The sequence below is a fragment of the Methanocella sp. genome, from assembly GCF_035506375.1.
Lineage (GTDB): Archaea > Halobacteriota > Methanocellia > Methanocellales > Methanocellaceae > Methanocella.
The window spans coordinates 1-16,699 of sequence record NZ_DATJPM010000088.1; the positions used below are offsets into that span (position 1 = coordinate 1).

A 16,699-nucleotide genomic window follows, 5' to 3' on the forward strand; every position below is an offset into this window, starting at 1 on the left:
CGTAGCCGACACCCTGCCCCGCAGCATGGAGATGATCGCCCTTCGCGTCAAGTACATCGAGCCCTTCCGCATCGTCGCCCTGCTCTCCTCATAAACCACGGGGCGCATGGAGGCACCACGGAGGACACGGTTTCTTATTCACCACGGCGACACGGCGAACACGGCGCTCTTTAAAATTCGGCACGCCGGACGCACGGCGAACACGGCTTCCTGATAATATTATTAAGCAGTGGGTCTCCGAGGGGTAAGCAAGAGCGCTCCGCGCGGCGTCAGCCCCCTTCAGGAAATAAAAGTAAACAACGGGTCTCCGAGGGGGCGTCAGTCCCCTTCAGGAAATTAAAAAACGCCGTGTTCGCCGTGTCGCCGTGGTGAACAAAGCGCCGTGTCCTCCGTGTTAATCTCCGTGTTCGCCGTGGTGATTCTCTGTTCACATGCCCAGCATGGTGGCATAACTCTGCAGGTCGAGGAGTCCGTGCCCGCTGAGGTTGAACACGATGACCTCTTCCTCGTTCTCGCGCTTGCACGCCTGTGCATGCCGGATGGCCGAAGCGATGGCGTGACAGGACTCAGGAGCCGCAATAATGCCCTCGGTCCTGGTGAAAAGCTGCCCGGCGGCAAACGTCTCGTCCTGGGACAGGGCTTCCGCCTCGATCAGGCCCTGGTCATATAACGCGGACACGGTGGGCGCCATGCCGTGGTAGCGCAGGCCGCCGGCGTGGATGGGGTCCGGCATGAAGTCGTGGCCGAGCGTATGCATCTTGAGCAGAGGGGTCATTCCGGCTGTGTCGCCAAAGTCGTACTCATATCGCGAAATGCCTCCGGCGCAGCCCGTCAGCGAAGGCACGCTTTCGGGCTCGACAGCGATGAAGCGGGCGTCGTTCTTGCCCTTCATCTTATCGTAGATGAACGGGAACGTGAAGCCGGCGAAGTTACTGCCGCCGCCAACGCAAGCGATCATCTTATCGGGCTTCTCGTCGATCTTCTCGAGCTGCACACGTACTTCCTGGCCGATAACGGTCTGGTGTAGCATGACGTGGTTCAGCACGCTGCCCAGCGAATACTTCGCATTCGGCAAGCCCACTGCCGTTTCTATGGCCTCGCTGATGGCGATGCCCAGGCTGCCGGGGCAATCAGGGTCGGCGGCCTGTGTCTTTCGGCCGAACTCCGTCTTATCGCTGGGCGAGGGGTACACGTCGGCGCCGTAGAGCTTCATGACGTATTTGCGGTAAGGCTTCTGGTCATAGGACGACCGGACCATGAACACGGTGCATTTCATGCCGAAGTAGGCCGTGGCCAGGCTCAATGCAGAGCCCCACTGGCCCGCGCCGGTCTCGGTGGTCAGGTGGTCGATGCCCTCGGCGAAATTATAATAGGCCTGGGCTATGGCGGTATTGGGCTTATGGGAACCCACTGGTGATAGGTCTTCCCGCTTGTAATAGATGCGGGCCGGGGTCCTCAGGGCTTTTTCCAGCCGCCGGGCCCTGTATAGAGGCGATGGCCGGCCGAGCTGGGCCAGAGCCGACCGGATCTCGTCCGGTATACGGATGAAGCGCTCGGTAGAAAGCTCCTGCTTGATCAGGCCTTTAGGGAATATGGCTTCCCAGTCGGAAGGCTTCAAAGTCTCTTTAGTGCCGGGATTCAGGGCGGGCGGCAGCCCGCCGGGAATGTCGGCGACCATGTTGTACCACTTTTTGGGTATTTCATCGACGTCCAGCGTAACCTTAATCGTTTCCCGGGCCTTCGGCCTGCTGATGACTTTACCGACCATATGTTCACCCATTAAATGTCAATAAATTGTACACTTGTCTATCTTTCAGTACAACAATAAGCTATGTTGTATAATTATGTACATATCGAAGAATAATAAAAAGCTTTCGCTCGATAAATGGGGCGCTCGATATATTAGGGGTATAAAATAGATAAAAGAGTATTACACTCTGGCCCGGTCAGAGCCACTCTTCCAGCGTATATGCTATTTTAGCGCTGGTAATAGTACATAGCAGGTCGTCGCCGATATAGCACTCCTCTTCTGGGGAGCTTAACTGAATATGTGCGGTCATATCCTTGAAGTTGAATGTTACACGGATCTCGTTGCCGGCGTCCGTGGCCGCGAAATAGCTTATCAGCCGGCGGCCGTCCAAAAAGGCCTCTTCCTCGTCCCACTCCTCGTAGGGCGGGGCCAGCTCGTCGTTCTTCGCGAGCATGGCATAAGCGGCGTTCAGGACGATATCCAGCGATTCCTCTGAGATGACGTTCCCGTCAAGCCTGTATGCCCTGGTCGCACTATCAACTATCTTCATTGATAATAGGTGGCATGGTATAAGTATAAATATATTTTGATATCAGCTATAAAATTTATACTTTTTATGCCAAAAAATTCCAGATTGTTACTTTTTTACGTCATAAGACCGTGACATGCAGGTCATATTTCGACAGGCATATGCCGGTCTTGTCGATCGCGTCGAAGAACGCATCGATGACGTCCTTCGGCCCGTGGCAGGCCGCGCCCTCGGACTCGTAGTCGAACATGAACCGCTTGGGATAGAGTACGGAAGACTGGTCGAAACTCGTCTCCAGGTCATAGCAGCGCTTGCCGAGCGAGTCCATCATTATTTTTTTAATGTCGTAGACGTGTTTTTCAAATTCCATCGTCCCCGGAAGGTCATTCCGATCCTTCGGCTTGATGGTGAATAAGGCTTTCATACAGCTTTTCTCCTGGTAATAAAGATTATATTGGCTTTGCCCGATATAATGCTTTCCTGTGGGCTGCATGGATGGCTTTATAATGCCGGTCAACAATTACCTATTATGGAATCTCCTTACCGGGCGGTCGTCGAGCTACTGGATCCCTATATTGTCGAAGCCTCGGGCGTGAATGTGTTCCTCTATCCCGGCACGAAGGACGAATTCGTGGATAACCTTATAAACGAGGGTGTCGTCGAGTGCATTCCCCGGTTTGCCCTGCGGTTTAAGGAACATACGATCGACCTGGACCTGCTATATTACATCATCGACGTGATTAAGACCTGCGACGGGGGCGTCATCTTTTTTAGCCCGGAAAGCCGTGTCCTGGACCTAAAGAAGATACGCCGGCCTTCCGACCGGCTTGATGACCTTTTTACGGATAACGCGCCGGGATACTGGAAGCCGCCGGAATAATCGGTTTAGAGTGCCTTAACGAGCTCTAATAGGATAATTATACAACACAGCAAAAATTGGCCATGATGGGGGCGGGCTTTCGGCCCGCCCAATTTCTTACACAGCCATTGGGATTGGATACTAAATATAATTAAGCGTTTTTTTGAAAAGCGCTTACATAATATATTCTCACGGTCGAATAATTAAAGTTTTCTATGTTTTTGCCTGGTTAATAAGGCCTTTCTCAGCAATTAATTGCCTTTCCGGTATTTCGCAGGCTGGATGGACAATAGTGAAATAAGCAATAATTAGGCTTATTTTTAAAAAATAAGCTCATATAGCTACGATTTTATTCGTAGCTTAAATAAATCTTAAATAGATACCCTCCATAGATTATAGCAGGTGATCGGTTTTATGGGATACAAAAAAGGGCTTCTATTCGGCCTGGGAGCGATCGCGGCCCTGGCCATCATACTGGCGATCATGGGCAGCGCCTCGGCCGACGATACGCCTCTCGCGGCCAGTAAGGATAAGACGGTCTCCGTCACGGGCACCGGTTCCGTCTATGCCACTCCGGACATCGCGAAGTTCAGCACGGGCGTCGTTACCGAGGCGGACACGTCCGCGGACGCGATGCAAAAGAACGCGCAGCTCATGGATTCGGTCGTGAGCGCGATCAAAAGGGCGGGCATTCCCGATAAGGACATCAGGACCGGGCGCATTTCGCTGGAGCCGGTCTATAATTATTATTCTCAGCCCTCGGGGTCAACGGAAAAGCCTAAGATCGTCGGCTACAGTGCGACGAATACCGTGACGGTGACCATCCGGGACCTGTCGAAGGTGGGCGCGACCATCGATGCCGCGACGAACGCGGGCGCGAACAAGGTGAACGGCGTGTCCTTCGAGCTTTCGGACGAGCTGGCCTCCAGCGTGTATAAACAGGCCCTGACAAAGGCCGTCGCGGATGGCGTCGATAAGGCGAAGACCATCGGCGATGCCGCAGGCACGGGCTCGCTGGCGCTGAAGTCGATAACCGAGTCGGGCACATACTATCCGCAGCCCGTCTACATGGACTTTGCCGCATCGGGCGACGTGAAGGCGGCCGCAGTGCCCACGCCCGTCTCGCCTGGCGAGCAGAAGATCCAGGCCACCGTCACGATGGTCTACACGTTCGTGTAGCCTGGCCATTTTTTTTTATTTTCTCGCGTTTTTTTTGATTATTAGCTTTGTCTATTAAGCGTTCTCGCTTTTCTCCTAAGCCGTCTTTGAGCGTCCCCAACTATAGGGGCACTCCAAGAAGGCATACCGGGTAACTGCAAGAAAGATTATTATAAATCTAAAAAACACGTAAGTGGCTTTTTTATAAGGCTTTTCTACAGTCATAAGGAGGTATACGAACGCCAGTGTAAGGGCTATTACCACGACGGATATGCCGACTTATATTTGCTCCTCGAAACTGGCTTATTTTTTCGTCCTTACGACCAGGACGTTACAGGGTGCGCTCTTGACGATCTCGTCCGCCGTGCTCCCGAGCAATTGTTTGTAATATGAAGGCCGCTCTGTCGCCCCGATAATGACGAGGTCGTAGCCGTCTTTGGCGGCATCGATGATGCTGTCGACGACGCTACCGCTCATGAAGATGGCGGAATGCTCCACGCCCGAGCCTTCGGCCATCCTGTTCACGTTATCGAGTATGGCCTCAGCGTTCGTTTTCTCGGACTTTTTTCCCACGTACATCGAGGTGACAATACCTTTAAACTTCTTTTGCAGGTTTAATGCGATGTCCAGGGCCCGGGTCGAATGCTGGAATCCCGTCGTAGGGACAAGGATCTTCCGGTACTTGAGCTGGGCCAGGTCGCCCGTATAGCTGAAGACGGCCACGTCGCATGGCGACTCTCTCAGGACGTTGTCAACGACGTTGCCGAACAACACCTTCTGAGTCATGGTACGCTGGCTCGAGCCCATGACGATGAGGTCGCACTTCTTTAGCTGTGCCATCTGGACGATCGCGTCGACGATGGAACGGGTCGTGATGGCCTCGGCGGTCGCCTTAACGCTGTAGCTTTTTGCCTTTTCGACGGCGCTCATGAGCATGGACGAAGTCCGCCCATTAATGATGGACGCCCCTGTCGGGAGCTGCGGCGGCACTTCCATGGCGTTGATGATGTGGAGCATGCCGCCAGGCTCGAGCAGGTCCGATGCGATCTCCACGATGTTGTCGATGGTTTCAGGCCGTGAGATCGGGACGAGGATATTCCGGTAAACGGTCCTCTTATTTAGCAACGCGATTTTCATGGCTCTTTCACCTTCATACTTATTCTTGAGCTCTGCGGAGATCTCGGGGTGCAGCTCGTGGGCCACGCCGGGATCGGTGACCTGAGTTCCCGGGATATGGTCCCTCCAGCTTAAATTCTGGCTTTTACGATAGGCGAGGTACATCAGGACGCCCACGATAAACCAGAGCGTGCCGACGATCTTGCCGATCTGGTGCAAATTCAGCACCAGGATCCAGACGAACAAACACACGAAAAAGCCCAGGACGGGCAGGATCGGAACGTCCAGATCCTTGCCTCTGATGTGTATGTTAAAGGCCCAGGGCGACTTGTAGGGCCGATAGAGGTCGGGCCTCTTACTCCTGAGCTTGATGAGCGAGAGGTTGACCAGCATGAACGAGACAAGGGCGCCATAATTATAAAGATCCCCCAGGATAATGGTCGGGTCTTCGGACGTCAACTTATAAGTCCCCATGACCCAGACGAAAACGACGAAGCCGATCGACGCCAGGCTAAAGACAATGATCGTCCTCGTGGGCACGCGGTATTTCGGGTGAAGCTTGCTGAACCACTGGGGCATGATTCTGTACCGGGCCATGGAGTACGTCACCCGGGAGGCGCCGATGACGCCGGTGTTCGTGGACATGAGCAGCATGAGGACGCCCAGCAGGCCGACCCACAGGGGCAGGAATGTGACCAGCGGGTTGGCAGGGCTCAAGCTCAGGCAAATGCCCTTGGCGACGCCCGTGACCGGGTCGTTCTGGTAGGTGGTGCCTATCGTCGTCGGCGACATTTTTGGAAGCCCGACGGCGAGCGAACACAGCAGGAGGCCTGCGAGAATTACCGCAACGATGAGCGCCTTGGTGGCACGGGGGATGGTCCTGTCGGGGCGCTTAGTCTCCTCGGCGGCCTGCGAAATGGACTCCAGCCCGATGAAGGAGACCATGGCCACGGTGATGCCCCAGCCGAAGCTCGTCCAGGAGACGCCGGTGCCAAGCTGCGTGATGTTGTGGATGAACGTGGGCAGGTTCCAGACGAGGGCAAAGCCGATCAGGAGCAGGGCGATCTCGCTGATGATGCTGACGATCGACAGGACTATATTCAGGTTTGCCGACTCCCGGATGCCGATGTAATTCAGCGCCATGAGCACGATGCATAATATGATGGTCGCGACGGCCTGGAACGTATAGTTCGGCGCGCCGCTGATGCCCATGGTATTGATGCTATTCAAGCCGGCCAGCGTCCCGACATACGGCACCCCGACGGAGCCGAGATTGCTTAAAAAGCTGCCCAGGTATCCCATGGTTATCCAGCCGAAGAGGGCGATGTCGATCGTATAGTCCAGCAGCAGGCCCCAGCCGGCGATGAAAGACCAGAAATCGTCGAAGGCCTCGCGGGCGAATATGGACGCTCCGCCCGCCATGGGTATGGCGGACGCCAGCTCGGCATAGCTCAAGGCCGTAAAAATATAGCCCAGGGCTGCCACGGCCAGCGCCAGCGGCGCCGCACCTGCCGCGAAGAATAATACCAGGCCCAGGGCAACGTAAATATCCGCGCCAACATCGGCAAAGCCGATGGAGAACGAGCCGAGAACTCCCAGGTCCCTTTTAAGCTTGACGACCTCAACCTTCGGCTCAGTAGCCTGTTGAGCTGCCTGCTGTTTACCCATATCTGCCATGAACATCCATCACTTCAGGAAAAATCGATAGAAATATGTATATAAGTATTGCTATCATAGCGTACTTCATTATATATACAATTTACTATTTTATATTCCTTTTATCGCCTATGGACTTGACCATTAAAACGGGGCACGGCGAGCCCTTGATCAGCCTGTCCGCCGTGGAGCCAAGGAGGAAGTTTTGATACAGGGGCTTTTCCGTGGCGCCGATCATCATGAGATCATATCCCCGATCCGCCTCGTCCAGTATGGTTTCCACGACCAGGCCTTTTCTATTCAGTACCCGGGGAGCGATGCCAGCATCATGAAGCCGGTCGCTGACCGGCTTAAGGGCTGCGGCGGCATCGCCCTCGCCGACGTAGAGCACGGTGATCTCGCTGCCGTGCTTTTTATGCAATTCCTCGGCAAGCATCGCGGCCTTTACTGAGTGCTGATAGCCGGACGTGGGGATCAATATCCGGTCATAGCCCATCGCCTTATCCTCCATGTAGCGGAAGACGATGGTCTCAACCTTCGACTGCCGGATGATCTCGTCCACGTTGCTGCCGAAAATGTGCTTCAGCCGCTTCCGGTAGGTGGAATTCGCCAGCAGGATAAGGTCGTAGCCGCCCGACTCCGCCTCTTCCAGGATGCCCATCGCGACCGAGAGGGATTTCTTGACGCGGTAGCCGACCCGCATTCCTTCCGTTGCCGAAAGCAGGTGCGTCGTCGAGATGGTACTCATGGCCCGCCGCCATTCGGCGGGCGATATGATAAAAAGGTCAGAGGCGATGATATGCAGGAACGTGATTTCGCCGCCCGGCATTAAAAAATGATCGACGAAGTCCACGAGGAATTTCATGTTTGAGGTCCGCGTGATCGGTATGAGGATTTTTTTATACACACTAGCACCCTGGACCATTTACAATACGGCGGTAGCCTAATAAATATTATCATGCCAGGCTGGAGGACAGGAGCCTCACGGCCTCGAAAATCTCCCTGGGATTTGCTCCCCAGTGCACGACGACGCCCTTGACGCCATTTATTTCCTTTAGCCCCAGCTTTTCAGACTGGCAGCATCGCAGGATGAACGGGCGCGCCGGCTGCACGTTTGTGAGGGGGCACACGTTCACGTGCTCGAACCGTTTTCCGGGATATTTCGCCTCGAAGACGAGCTTCGACGTGTTGCACCCGACGAGCCTTATGTCGCCTTCGGGCTCCGCGTCGAGCGAGTCCAGGAAGAGGCCGTCCAGGCCCGAGGCACGACACGGGAATATGATCGTCCGTTTCGGGTCCTCGAAATTCTTCAAGTCGGTGACATGATATTTAAAGTCGAACAGGAGCTCTCCGTACATGCCCGCCTCGTCCTGACGCTGGATATTATAGACGAGCCACGCGGGCCAAGGCGGCGCGATGTCGAAGACGTCGACCTGCGTGAGCACGGACGGGTCGGGCCTGTGCACAAAGTTATAGTGCCGGTCCACGCCCCGGAAGACGACGGTATTGATGTTATTCTTACAGAGTTCAGCGGCTTTTTTGATCATGTGGGCCCGGTTGGTGATATCCATGGGCGGGCCGTAGACGAGAGTTTCGCCTGCGCCAGCTATTTTCCGCATGCTTTTCCTGTCCCTCAGGAAGCCCTCGCCTTCGCTCGATACTTCGTATACGTCGCAGCGGTCGGGCGCCTCGAAAACGAGCACGTACTCCGATGAAAAGTAAATAATATCTTCGGGCCGGTAGTCCTTCCGGGCGTACTTATCCGCGACGCCTATGAGCCGGCAGTGACTCGGGAATATCATGTTGACTCCAGGTTCTTGACGATATATAGCCCGACGTCCTCCGTCTTGAACTTTCCGCCAAGGTCGGGGGTCAGTATGCCATGCGAAATAATATGATCTACCGCCTCCTGGACTCGCTCCGCCTTTGCCCGATATCCCGCCCATTCAAGCAGCATTTTAGCGCTCAGTACCGCTGCAATGGGATTCGCGATGCCCCTGCCCGCGATATCGGGGGCACTGCCGTGGACGGGCTCGAAAAGCGCATAGCGATCGCCGATGTTGGCGCTCGGGGATAGGCCCAGGCCCCCTATGAGGGCGGCCGCCTCGTCCGATAAAATATCGCCGAACAGGTTCGTGGTCACGATGGTATCGAACTGCGACGGCTTACGTATCAGGTTGTATGCCATGGCGTCGACGAGCATTTCCTCGTAAGGCACTCCCGACTTCTTTGCCACGCCGATACAGACGTCCCGGAAGAGCTCGCAGGAGCGGAGCACGTTGGCCTTATGGACGATAGTGAGCTTCTGCAGGCCCGGGCGGCTGCAGGCTTTCCGGGCGATGCGCTCGCTTGCATGGCGGGTGATCTTACGGGTCGAGAGCACCTGGTCGTCCGTGACCTCCTCGATGCCGCAATAGAGGTCTTCACTATTCTCGCGATAAATGATAAAATCGACTTTATAGGGCGATATGGCGCTGGACTTGAACGGCCGCACGTTGGCGTACGCGTCGAGCTCCCGGCGTAGTGTTAAAATGACGCTTGGATAGATCTTTTTCGGCGGGGACGTGATAGCGCCGAAGAGGACGCAGTCGCATTTTTTTATCGTATCGAGGTCTTCTTCGGACATGGCCGTCCCTTCCCTCATGAATCGCTCATTTCCGACGTTTATGTAAACATATTCCGCTTCTGGCATAACCGCCTGGAGAACATCGACTGCGACGGGCACGACCTCCTTTCCGATGCCGTCCCCGGGAAGGACCGCTATCCTCATCTGTTCGCCCTCCTGTAGGCCACAAGGCCGCCTGCGTTCAGGATATCCTGCAGGAAATCGGGCAGCTTCGTGCTTTTATACTCCTTTCCTCCCGCCATGACCAGGCCTCTGTCAAGATCCACTTCGACGATGTCTCCTTTCTGAACGGCATTGTAAATATTCGCCTCAACGATGGGCAGCCCCAAATTAATAGAGTTCCTGAAGAATATACGGGCGAAGGACTTTGCCACGACACAGCTAATACCGGCGTATTTTAGGGCCAGCGGTGCCTGCTCTCTCGATGAGCCGCAGCCGAAGTTTTTACCGGCCACGATTATGTCGCCTTTAGCGGGCTTGAATGCCGGGTCGATGCCCTCCATGGCGTGCTCGCCGAACGTCTTGAAGTCCGCAGTCCGCAGATATTTACCAGGGATGATGACGTCCGTATCGACGTTATCCCCGTATTTCCAGGCCTTTCCCCTGAACTTCACAGGTATCGCCTCGGGTCCGCGATCTTTCCCCCGACGGCCGTGGCCGCGGCAGTAAGCGGCGAGCCGAGATAGACGTCGGCGCCTTTGCCCATACGGCCCTTGAAGTTCCGGTTCGTCGTGGACATGCAGGCCTCGCCTTCCGCGAGAACTCCCATGTGGCCGCCCAGGCAGGGTCCGCAGCCAGGATTACACAGGGTCGCCCCGGCCGATAGCAGCGTGGCGGCGATTCCGCTGTCGACCGCTTCCAGCATGATGCTCCGGGATGCCGGAATGATTAGTGTCCTGCATTTCACTTTTCGCCCCTTCAGGATGCGGGCTGCCTCCTCCAGGTCCTCCAGCCTGCCGTTCGTACAGGAGCCGATGAGCACCTGGTCGACGTGCGTGCCCTCGACTTCCTCCACGTCGTGGACGTTGTCGACTTCGATGGGGCAGGCGACCTGGGGCGAAATGTCAGAATTAAAATGATATGATTCGCAATACGTGGCATCCTTTGCGATGGCCGGAGAATAGGGCTCGGCGGCCCGGCCTTTCAGAAACGCTTCGGTCTTCGCATCCGGGGGGACGATGCCGGCCTTGGCGCCCATCTCGATGGCCATGTTGCAGAGGGTCATCCGGCCGGCCATAGACATCGCCTCGATGGCCGTACCGTAAAATTCCAGCGCCTTATAGGCGGCACCATCCGTTTTAATCTCTTTGATGATGCGGAGCGTTACGTCCTTCGCCGTAATGCCCTTCTGGAGCCTGCCATCTACCGTGACCTCAATGGTCTCGGGCACCCGGAACCAGAGCCTGCCCGAAGCGTAGATCTCGGCCATATCCGTGGCGCCGACGCCTGTCCCGAAGGCGCCGAAGGCGCCATACGTGCACGAGTGCGAGTCGGCGCCGACGACGACCTTACCGGGCAGGGCAAAGCCGTTCTCGGCCACGACCTGGTGGCAGATGCCCTCACCCACATCATATAAATGTGATATTTTTTGAGAGGCAGCCCAGCCTCTCAGCTCCTTCTGGAGCAGCGCCGTCGTCTCGTTGTTGGCGGGCACTAAATGGTCAAAAGGAATAATTATCCTGCCGGGGTCCCACACCTTTTCCATCTGCATGTCCTTGAAGGCCTTGACCGCCAGCACGGACGTGCCGTCGTGGCTCATGGTATAGTCAACCTTAGCGATAACGAAATCCCCGGCATGAGCCTTTTTCCCCGAGGCGCGCCCCAGTATTTCTTCACTTATGGTCCCCACTAATCTCACGCTTCTCCTTATAGAAAATTATTAGTACATTCACCATTTTATAGTTTCTTGTGAACGAATATTTCGGTAGCGAAATATTCGTTAATAATACTGGTCGGTGAGATTATGCCCGGATATTCGACCAACGAATGGATGAAGCTCATAAAAACGGAGCCCATCGACGTAGAGATATGCGACGTAACCCTGAGGGACGGCGAGCAGACGCCCGGCGTATCTTTCACGAAAGAGGAAAAAATGGATATCGCCCGGACGCTGGACGAGGTCGGCGTCGAGATCATCGAAGCAGGGTTTCCCATTATCTCCCAGGGGGAAAAAGACTCCGTTAAAGCTGTCTGTACCATGGGCTTGAATGCGAAGATAAGCTGCCTGGCCCGGGCCGTAAAGCCGGACATCGATGCCGTCATCGACTGCGGTGCCGACATGGTCGGCATTTTCATCGGGACCTCGGACCTGCACCTGACCTACAAGCATAAGAAAACGCAGGAAGAGGCCATCGAGTGCATGGTCACGGCCTCCGACTACGCGAAAAAGCACGGGCTCATCGTGCGTTTCGCGGCGGAGGATTCTACCAGGACTGGCCTGGACTTTTTGAAGCGATTCTATCGGGCCGGGGAAGAATGCGGTGCCGACTATGTTAACATCGCCGACACGGTGGGCATCATGACTCCGTCGACCATGAAATACCTGGTCGGCGAGGTGCGGAATATGGTCGATCTGCCCGTGTGCGTCCATTGCCACGACGACCTGGGCCTGGCGGTCGCCAACACCATGGCCGCGGCCGAGGCGGGCGCGAAGCAGTTGCATACGTGCGTGAACGGAATCGGCGAGCGGGCGGGCAACGCTTCCCTGGAAGAGGTCCTCATGGGGCTAAAGGTCCACTACGGCGTAGACCGCTATGATACAACTTTATTAAAAGGTCTCTCGGAGATGGTCGTGAAGTACTCTGGCATCACCATCGCGAGGAACAAGGCCGTCGTCGGCCAGAACGCCTTCGCGCACGAGTCCGGCATTCACATCGCGGCGCTGCTGGAGAATGACCGTACCTACGAGCTATTCTCGCCCGAGATCGTCGGCGGGCACCGGGAGTTCATCCTCGGGAAGCACAGCGGCAGCAAGGCTTTATGCTACATGGCCCGGCAGATGGGCTTTACTCTGTCGAAGGCCGAAACGGACATCGTCCTGGGGGAGATCAAGCGCATGAGCGAGTCCAAACGTTCATTACGCCGGGACGAGCTGGCCGAGCTTATCACGCTGGTGCTGTCAAAAGAAAGCACGAGCACGACCCTGGTTTAAGCCTTATTAATTTTAAACTGGTGCCCCGTCGGGCAGCGTGAAGTGACCACGTAGATCTTGAGCCCGGGCGCTTTTAACAGCCTGTCGAGGTCCGACCGGATCTTTTCGACGGAGTAGTCCGCAGGGTCCGCCAGCTCGCAGTCATCTTTAAAAATGTCTTTCAGCAGGCCGCTGACGTCAGGCGTTACCTGGCCACCGGTCATTGCCGCCTCCCGGTTGGCGAATATGACCGCTAGCACGTCGCAGCCATTAAACTTCGCGTTCAGCAGGGCCGCCAGGCCCGTGTGGAGCAGGGCGAAATCGCCCATCATGGCGATGCCTTTTTTCGGGAACCCGCAGGCCGAGCTGACGGACGATCCCAGCCCGACCCCGACGTTGAGCATTGTATAAGGCGGATTCGCAGCGATGATCGAGCAGCCAGCATCTCCGGCCACCGGGACGCCCATTGACTTAATCGCCTTATAGACCTCATCATATGGGCATGCGTCGCAATGCCCGACAGAATAGCCCCGCGTGGCCATGGTCTGCGGCTCGACCGCTCTCTTAACCGAAGGCATGTCCAGATGCTCGACTCCCTGCCGCATGTCTGCTTCGTTCAGCGGGCCTGCCCGGGGCAGATGCCCCGTCAGCCTGCCCTTTGCCTTTGGAACGCCAAGCTGTTCCTCCAGGAAGGGCGCCACCTCCTCGCACACGAGGACCGCCTCCAGATCCATGATAAAATCGTCGACCAGGGCCCGCGGGAAAGGGTTGACCATGGCGAGCGATAAATGCGATAGGCCCATGGACTCAGCGACTTTTGCCGCGTCAAGGGACGCGTGGCCCGAAGAGATGATGCCGCGAGCACCTCTTTTGACGGCTTTATTCAAAATATGATAATTCGACTCATGGGCCGCCAGGCTCCAGCCGTCCCGAAGATATTTCTGGTGCGTGCCCAGCATCGTATATGACCAGTGGGACATGTCCAGCTTTTTGTGCTCGTTCGATATTTTTTTCCTATGAATTGTGCCTTTTTCTTTTAGGGCCCCTTCTGTGAGCCGGACCAGGACGGGCGCGCAGATACGCTCCGAGAGCTGAATGCCGGATGCGATCGAATCGTAAATTTCCGCGGGCTCCGCCGGGTCGAATACCGGGATCTCGGCGAGCTTGCCATACCAGCGGGAGTCCTGCTCGTCATGGGAAAATAATGCGCCGACGTCGTCTCCCGCGATGACCGCTATTCCCGCTCCGAGCCCGTGGGTGGCGGAAATGATCAGCGGATCGGATAATATGTTGATGCCGACGTGCTTGGCGACGACGGCCGCCCGCTCGCCCATGACCGAGGCGCCCATGGCCATTTCGTAGGCGATCTTCTCGTTGGCCTGCCATCCTGCGTTCAGGCCGCTGTCCTTTTGAAGTGCGGTAAAGAGGTCATTTATCGGATAGCCGGGCACGCCCCCTACAAAGATGACGCCGCAATCCCTCAGGGCCAGGTGCGCCGCCTCGACGCCCGTGATATTTGTGACTTCAGTCCGCATCATACGTAAAAATGGTAAAAGCTCGTGGCATAATAAGCCTTCCCGACCTTAAGTCGTGCCAGACCACAATGCATCATTTTTTCTTAAGTTTCTTGAGCATGTTATCCGTCTCTTCATATCCATGCTGCTGCTTCTTCTCGTCCTCAGGCGAGCATAAAGAAAGTTTACTTGATTATAGTAAACTATATTTTACTTCATGCAGTATATGCTTGCGCCGAGGAGGATTTGTATGGCAATCAATGGTTTATCATATTATAACGGGGCCGAGGCCTTCGCTAAGAAGCTGCATGGTAAAGGCTCCTTCGTACTGGTCATGGGATACACGGAGACCGCAGCGATACCGGGCATCACGGTCGCGGGCGCGGCGCCCGAGCTGATGTGCTACACGCCGCCGCTTGACGCGGAGCTTGTCCACACGGGCCGGATCATCACGCTAGACAATATAGCCATGACGTCGGACGCAATTCCTACGCCCGGCCTCATCACGAGGGCAGCCGTATCATTGTCCGACTTCCGGGAGTATTACGTGGATGCGGGCGGAAAGATCTCTCCTTTTGTCCCCCACTTCCGGGTGGGCAACGGCCCCGGCGCAGACATTAGGACCGGCAAGGCCGTCCCCAATGCAAAGCAGATCATCGATAACGCCCGGAAGGTCGGGAAGGAGATCGCCGCCGAGTCGGAGTACCTGGTCATCGGCGAGACGACCCCCGCAGGCACGACGACGGCGCTGGCCGTATTACGCGCCCTTGGCGTGGACACGAAGAACGTCACGAGCAGCAGCATGGCGGACAACCCGCAGGCGCTGAAGGATGCTGTTGTCAAGGAAGGGCTACAGAAAGCCGGGATCAATGGCAAATGCGATGCTCTACAGGCTATCGAGGCCGTCGGCGACCCCATGATGGCCGCGACCATCGGCCTCGTCCAGGGCGCACAGGGCGTGCCGGTCATTCTGGCGGGCGGTACGCAGATGGCGGTCGTGTCCATATTGATCTCTAAGATGATGGACATCAACAAGGCAGACCTGGCCCTGAGCACGACGCGCTGGGTGGCCGAGGACAGCACCTCGAGCCTGTTCGGCATCCTCAAGGGCGCCGGAGTGAATATCCCGGTCATCGTGTCCAACCTGTCTTTCGCCCGGTCGAAGTATACAGGACTGCTGGCCTACGAGCGCGGCATGGTCAAGGAAGGCGTCGGTGCCGGCGGTATCGCAGCTGCCACGATCCTCAAGGGCGTGCCGAAGGTAAAGATCGAGGATACCGTAGAAGCCATTTACTCAAAAATGGTCGGGAACTAGCCGGTAAATATCCGGCTAAAATTTTTTAATCCAGAAAAGACTTACAAAAGCGAAAGTATATTGTACCCTAAACGCTTACAAATTAGTAAATACTATCACGATGTTGAGAAGATGCCTATGCAAAAAAGAATTGCTAAAGCCCTTAAAAAGAATCCGGAAAACTATTTATATACACCGGAAGAGAAACTTTTTAGTATGTCAAAAATGCAAGAATCGCATACCGCTAAAAACAAATCAAGGTTTAAAAAAGCCGGAGATGCGATTGTTAAAAAGACATCGGAACCTCCTATTAGTAAAGAGGAAGAAGATACTCTCTTGCGTTTTGCTGCCAAATCCATGATGGATGGCATAAAGAGTGGTAAAATCAAGACCCGCAGCTTAGAAGACGTCCTCGAAGAGCAGGATAAAAAGCGCGGCCTACGATAAAATGAAGGTCGACGTCTCGCCTGAAGCAGAAAACGACCTGGATGAGATGGATAACTCGTTATACGTTAAGTTTAAAAATCATTTGAAGTCGCTGGGGGATAATCCATATCAGAGGCATCTTGAACATGGATTACCGTATTACGTTAAAGATTTTAACAAAAAGAAGTATAAGATCGTATACACGATAGAAAATGATACCATCTACGTTGAAAGGTGCTTTGACGACCATAAGAAGTACGATAGATGGTTAGAATTAATAAGGCGGAAAATGAATAAGTAATTTTTATCATCGCATTTTTATCGTCTGCCGTATTTCCATACGATGAAGCCGAAGGCAAGGATGGCGATCAACGCTATAGCAATTCCGACGCCGATCCAGGTGTTGCTCTTAGTGATGGTGAAGTCGATGCTTTTCTTCTCCGTCCTGGTCTCGGTGCTCACCGCCCTCAGGTACAACCGATCGGTTTCCTGGGATGCATCCGCCTTAGCGTAGACTTTCAGGGTGAACCGGTGGGTGTCGCCCGGGTCCAACTCATCGATCTTATTAGACGTGTCCACGGTCAAGGAGTCCGGGATGTCGTTCGTGCCGATGTCGAGGCCCACGTTGGTGAGTTTGCCCG

At 55.2% G+C, this 16,699-nt stretch carries 16 protein-coding genes and 1 pseudogene; 6 read left to right on the plus strand and 11 right to left on the minus strand.

Annotated features, from left to right (window positions below; all coding sequences use genetic code 11):
- Positions 1-427 precede the first annotated feature (427 nt).
- The 3 genes from VMC84_RS12045 to VMC84_RS12055 form a co-directional block, all read right to left on the minus strand.
- Positions 428-1,768 carry a TrpB-like pyridoxal phosphate-dependent enzyme gene (locus VMC84_RS12045; protein ID WP_325380975.1) on the minus strand — a complete coding sequence of 447 codons (1,341 nt, stop codon included), beginning with the start codon at positions 1,766-1,768 and terminating at the stop codon, positions 428-430.
- Between the two features lie 178 nt (positions 1,769-1,946).
- Positions 1,947-2,300 (minus strand): hypothetical protein, encoded by a 354-nt coding sequence (locus VMC84_RS12050; RefSeq protein ID WP_325380977.1) that lies wholly within the window; start codon positions 2,298-2,300, stop codon positions 1,947-1,949.
- 100 nt (positions 2,301-2,400) lie between these two features.
- Entirely contained in the window at positions 2,401-2,703 is a 303-nt protein-coding gene (locus tag VMC84_RS12055) for a hypothetical protein (RefSeq protein WP_325380979.1), read from the minus strand.
- A 105-nt stretch (positions 2,704-2,808) separates the two neighbouring features.
- Here VMC84_RS12055 and VMC84_RS12060 point away from each other — a divergent pair, with 105 nt between their 5' ends.
- Together VMC84_RS12060 and VMC84_RS12065 are read left to right on the plus strand one after the other, a co-directional pair.
- The gene (locus VMC84_RS12060) at positions 2,809-3,159 is read left to right on the plus strand and encodes a hypothetical protein (protein WP_325380981.1); all 351 of its coding nucleotides are present in this window, start codon (positions 2,809-2,811) and stop codon (positions 3,157-3,159) included.
- A 393-nt stretch (positions 3,160-3,552) separates the two neighbouring features.
- Positions 3,553-4,317 carry an SIMPL domain-containing protein gene (locus VMC84_RS12065; RefSeq protein ID WP_325380983.1) on the plus strand — a complete coding sequence of 255 codons (765 nt, stop codon included), beginning with the start codon at positions 3,553-3,555 and terminating at the stop codon, positions 4,315-4,317.
- Between the two features lie 282 nt (positions 4,318-4,599).
- Here the strand turns inward: VMC84_RS12065 and VMC84_RS12070 are convergent, their stop codons facing one another.
- From VMC84_RS12070 to VMC84_RS12095, 6 genes are all read right to left on the minus strand, one after another.
- The gene (locus tag VMC84_RS12070; protein ID WP_325380985.1) at positions 4,600-7,089 is read right to left on the minus strand and encodes an amino acid permease; all 2,490 of its coding nucleotides are present in this window, start codon (positions 7,087-7,089) and stop codon (positions 4,600-4,602) included.
- A gap of 85 nt (positions 7,090-7,174) precedes the next feature.
- Positions 7,175-7,975: a universal stress protein gene (locus VMC84_RS12075; RefSeq protein ID WP_325380987.1), complete on the minus strand. Its 801-nt coding sequence runs from the start codon at positions 7,973-7,975 to the stop codon at positions 7,175-7,177.
- 49 nt (positions 7,976-8,024) lie between these two features.
- The gene (locus tag VMC84_RS12080; protein WP_325380989.1) at positions 8,025-8,870 is read right to left on the minus strand and encodes a DUF7714 family protein; all 846 of its coding nucleotides are present in this window, start codon (positions 8,868-8,870) and stop codon (positions 8,025-8,027) included.
- Positions 8,867-9,838: an isocitrate/isopropylmalate dehydrogenase family protein gene (locus VMC84_RS12085; protein ID WP_325380991.1), complete on the minus strand. Its 972-nt coding sequence runs from the start codon at positions 9,836-9,838 to the stop codon at positions 8,867-8,869. Before VMC84_RS12085 ends, VMC84_RS12080 begins: the two co-directional genes overlap by 4 nt.
- Positions 9,835-10,308 carry a 3-isopropylmalate dehydratase small subunit gene (locus VMC84_RS12090; protein WP_325380993.1) on the minus strand — a complete coding sequence of 158 codons (474 nt, stop codon included), beginning with the start codon at positions 10,306-10,308 and terminating at the stop codon, positions 9,835-9,837. The genes VMC84_RS12085 and VMC84_RS12090 overlap by 4 nt, the downstream gene beginning before the upstream one ends.
- Positions 10,305-11,543: a 3-isopropylmalate dehydratase large subunit gene (locus VMC84_RS12095; protein ID WP_325380995.1), complete on the minus strand. Its 1,239-nt coding sequence runs from the start codon at positions 11,541-11,543 to the stop codon at positions 10,305-10,307. The genes VMC84_RS12090 and VMC84_RS12095 overlap by 4 nt, the downstream gene beginning before the upstream one ends.
- A gap of 114 nt (positions 11,544-11,657) precedes the next feature.
- Here VMC84_RS12095 and VMC84_RS12100 point away from each other — a divergent pair, with 114 nt between their 5' ends.
- Entirely contained in the window at positions 11,658-12,845 is a 1,188-nt protein-coding gene (locus VMC84_RS12100; protein WP_325380997.1) for a homocitrate synthase family protein, read from the plus strand.
- On the opposite strand, the gene VMC84_RS12105 is transcribed toward VMC84_RS12100, so the two are convergent.
- Positions 12,842-14,362 (minus strand): thiamine pyrophosphate-dependent enzyme, encoded by a 1,521-nt coding sequence (locus VMC84_RS12105; RefSeq protein WP_325380999.1) that lies wholly within the window; start codon positions 14,360-14,362, stop codon positions 12,842-12,844. The genes VMC84_RS12100 and VMC84_RS12105 overlap by 4 nt on opposite strands.
- A 226-nt stretch (positions 14,363-14,588) precedes the next feature.
- Here VMC84_RS12105 and cobT point away from each other — a divergent pair, with 226 nt between their 5' ends.
- The 3 genes from cobT (at position 14,589) to VMC84_RS12120 (ending at position 16,359) form a co-directional block, all read left to right on the plus strand.
- Positions 14,589-15,653: a nicotinate mononucleotide-dependent phosphoribosyltransferase CobT gene (gene cobT / locus VMC84_RS12110; RefSeq protein WP_325381001.1), complete on the plus strand. Its 1,065-nt coding sequence runs from the start codon at positions 14,589-14,591 to the stop codon at positions 15,651-15,653.
- A gap of 117 nt (positions 15,654-15,770) precedes the next feature.
- A complete protein-coding gene (locus VMC84_RS12115; protein WP_325381003.1) occupies positions 15,771-16,079 on the plus strand; it encodes a hypothetical protein in 309 nt (102 codons plus the stop codon).
- A gap of 1 nt (position 16,080) precedes the next feature.
- Positions 16,081-16,359, plus strand: coding sequence for a type II toxin-antitoxin system RelE/ParE family toxin (locus tag VMC84_RS12120; protein ID WP_325381005.1), 279 nt, complete (start codon positions 16,081-16,083; stop codon positions 16,357-16,359).
- 17 nt (positions 16,360-16,376) lie between these two features.
- Here the strand turns inward: VMC84_RS12120 and VMC84_RS12125 are convergent.
- Positions 16,377-16,699, minus strand: a pseudogene (locus VMC84_RS12125) (TonB-dependent receptor); the annotation flags it as partial.

What these genes read in the sequence shown, in the direction of transcription:
- VMC84_RS12065 (WP_325380983.1), top strand. Translation starts at nt 3,553, where the DNA reads ATGGGATACAAAAAAGGGCTTCTATTCGGCCTGGGAGCGATCGCGGCC.
- VMC84_RS12115 (WP_325381003.1), top strand. Translation starts at nt 15,771, where the DNA reads ATGCAAAAAAGAATTGCTAAAGCCCTTAAAAAGAATCCGGAAAACTAT.
- VMC84_RS12105 (WP_325380999.1), bottom strand. Translation starts at nt 14,362, where the DNA reads ATGATGCGGACTGAAGTCACAAATATCACGGGCGTCGAGGCGGCGCAC.
- VMC84_RS12120 (WP_325381005.1), top strand. Translation starts at nt 16,081, where the DNA reads ATGAAGGTCGACGTCTCGCCTGAAGCAGAAAACGACCTGGATGAGATG.
- VMC84_RS12100 (WP_325380997.1), top strand. Translation starts at nt 11,658, where the DNA reads ATGCCCGGATATTCGACCAACGAATGGATGAAGCTCATAAAAACGGAG.
- VMC84_RS12055 (WP_325380979.1), bottom strand. Translation starts at nt 2,703, where the DNA reads ATGAAAGCCTTATTCACCATCAAGCCGAAGGATCGGAATGACCTTCCG.
- VMC84_RS12050 (WP_325380977.1), bottom strand. Translation starts at nt 2,300, where the DNA reads ATGAAGATAGTTGATAGTGCGACCAGGGCATACAGGCTTGACGGGAAC.
- VMC84_RS12060 (WP_325380981.1), top strand. Translation starts at nt 2,809, where the DNA reads ATGGAATCTCCTTACCGGGCGGTCGTCGAGCTACTGGATCCCTATATT.
- VMC84_RS12085 (WP_325380991.1), bottom strand. Translation starts at nt 9,838, where the DNA reads ATGAGGATAGCGGTCCTTCCCGGGGACGGCATCGGAAAGGAGGTCGTG.
- VMC84_RS12080 (WP_325380989.1), bottom strand. Translation starts at nt 8,870, where the DNA reads ATGATATTCCCGAGTCACTGCCGGCTCATAGGCGTCGCGGATAAGTAC.
- VMC84_RS12045 (WP_325380975.1), bottom strand. Translation starts at nt 1,768, where the DNA reads ATGGTCGGTAAAGTCATCAGCAGGCCGAAGGCCCGGGAAACGATTAAG.
- VMC84_RS12070 (WP_325380985.1), bottom strand. Translation starts at nt 7,089, where the DNA reads ATGGCAGATATGGGTAAACAGCAGGCAGCTCAACAGGCTACTGAGCCG.
- cobT (WP_325381001.1), top strand. Translation starts at nt 14,589, where the DNA reads ATGGCAATCAATGGTTTATCATATTATAACGGGGCCGAGGCCTTCGCT.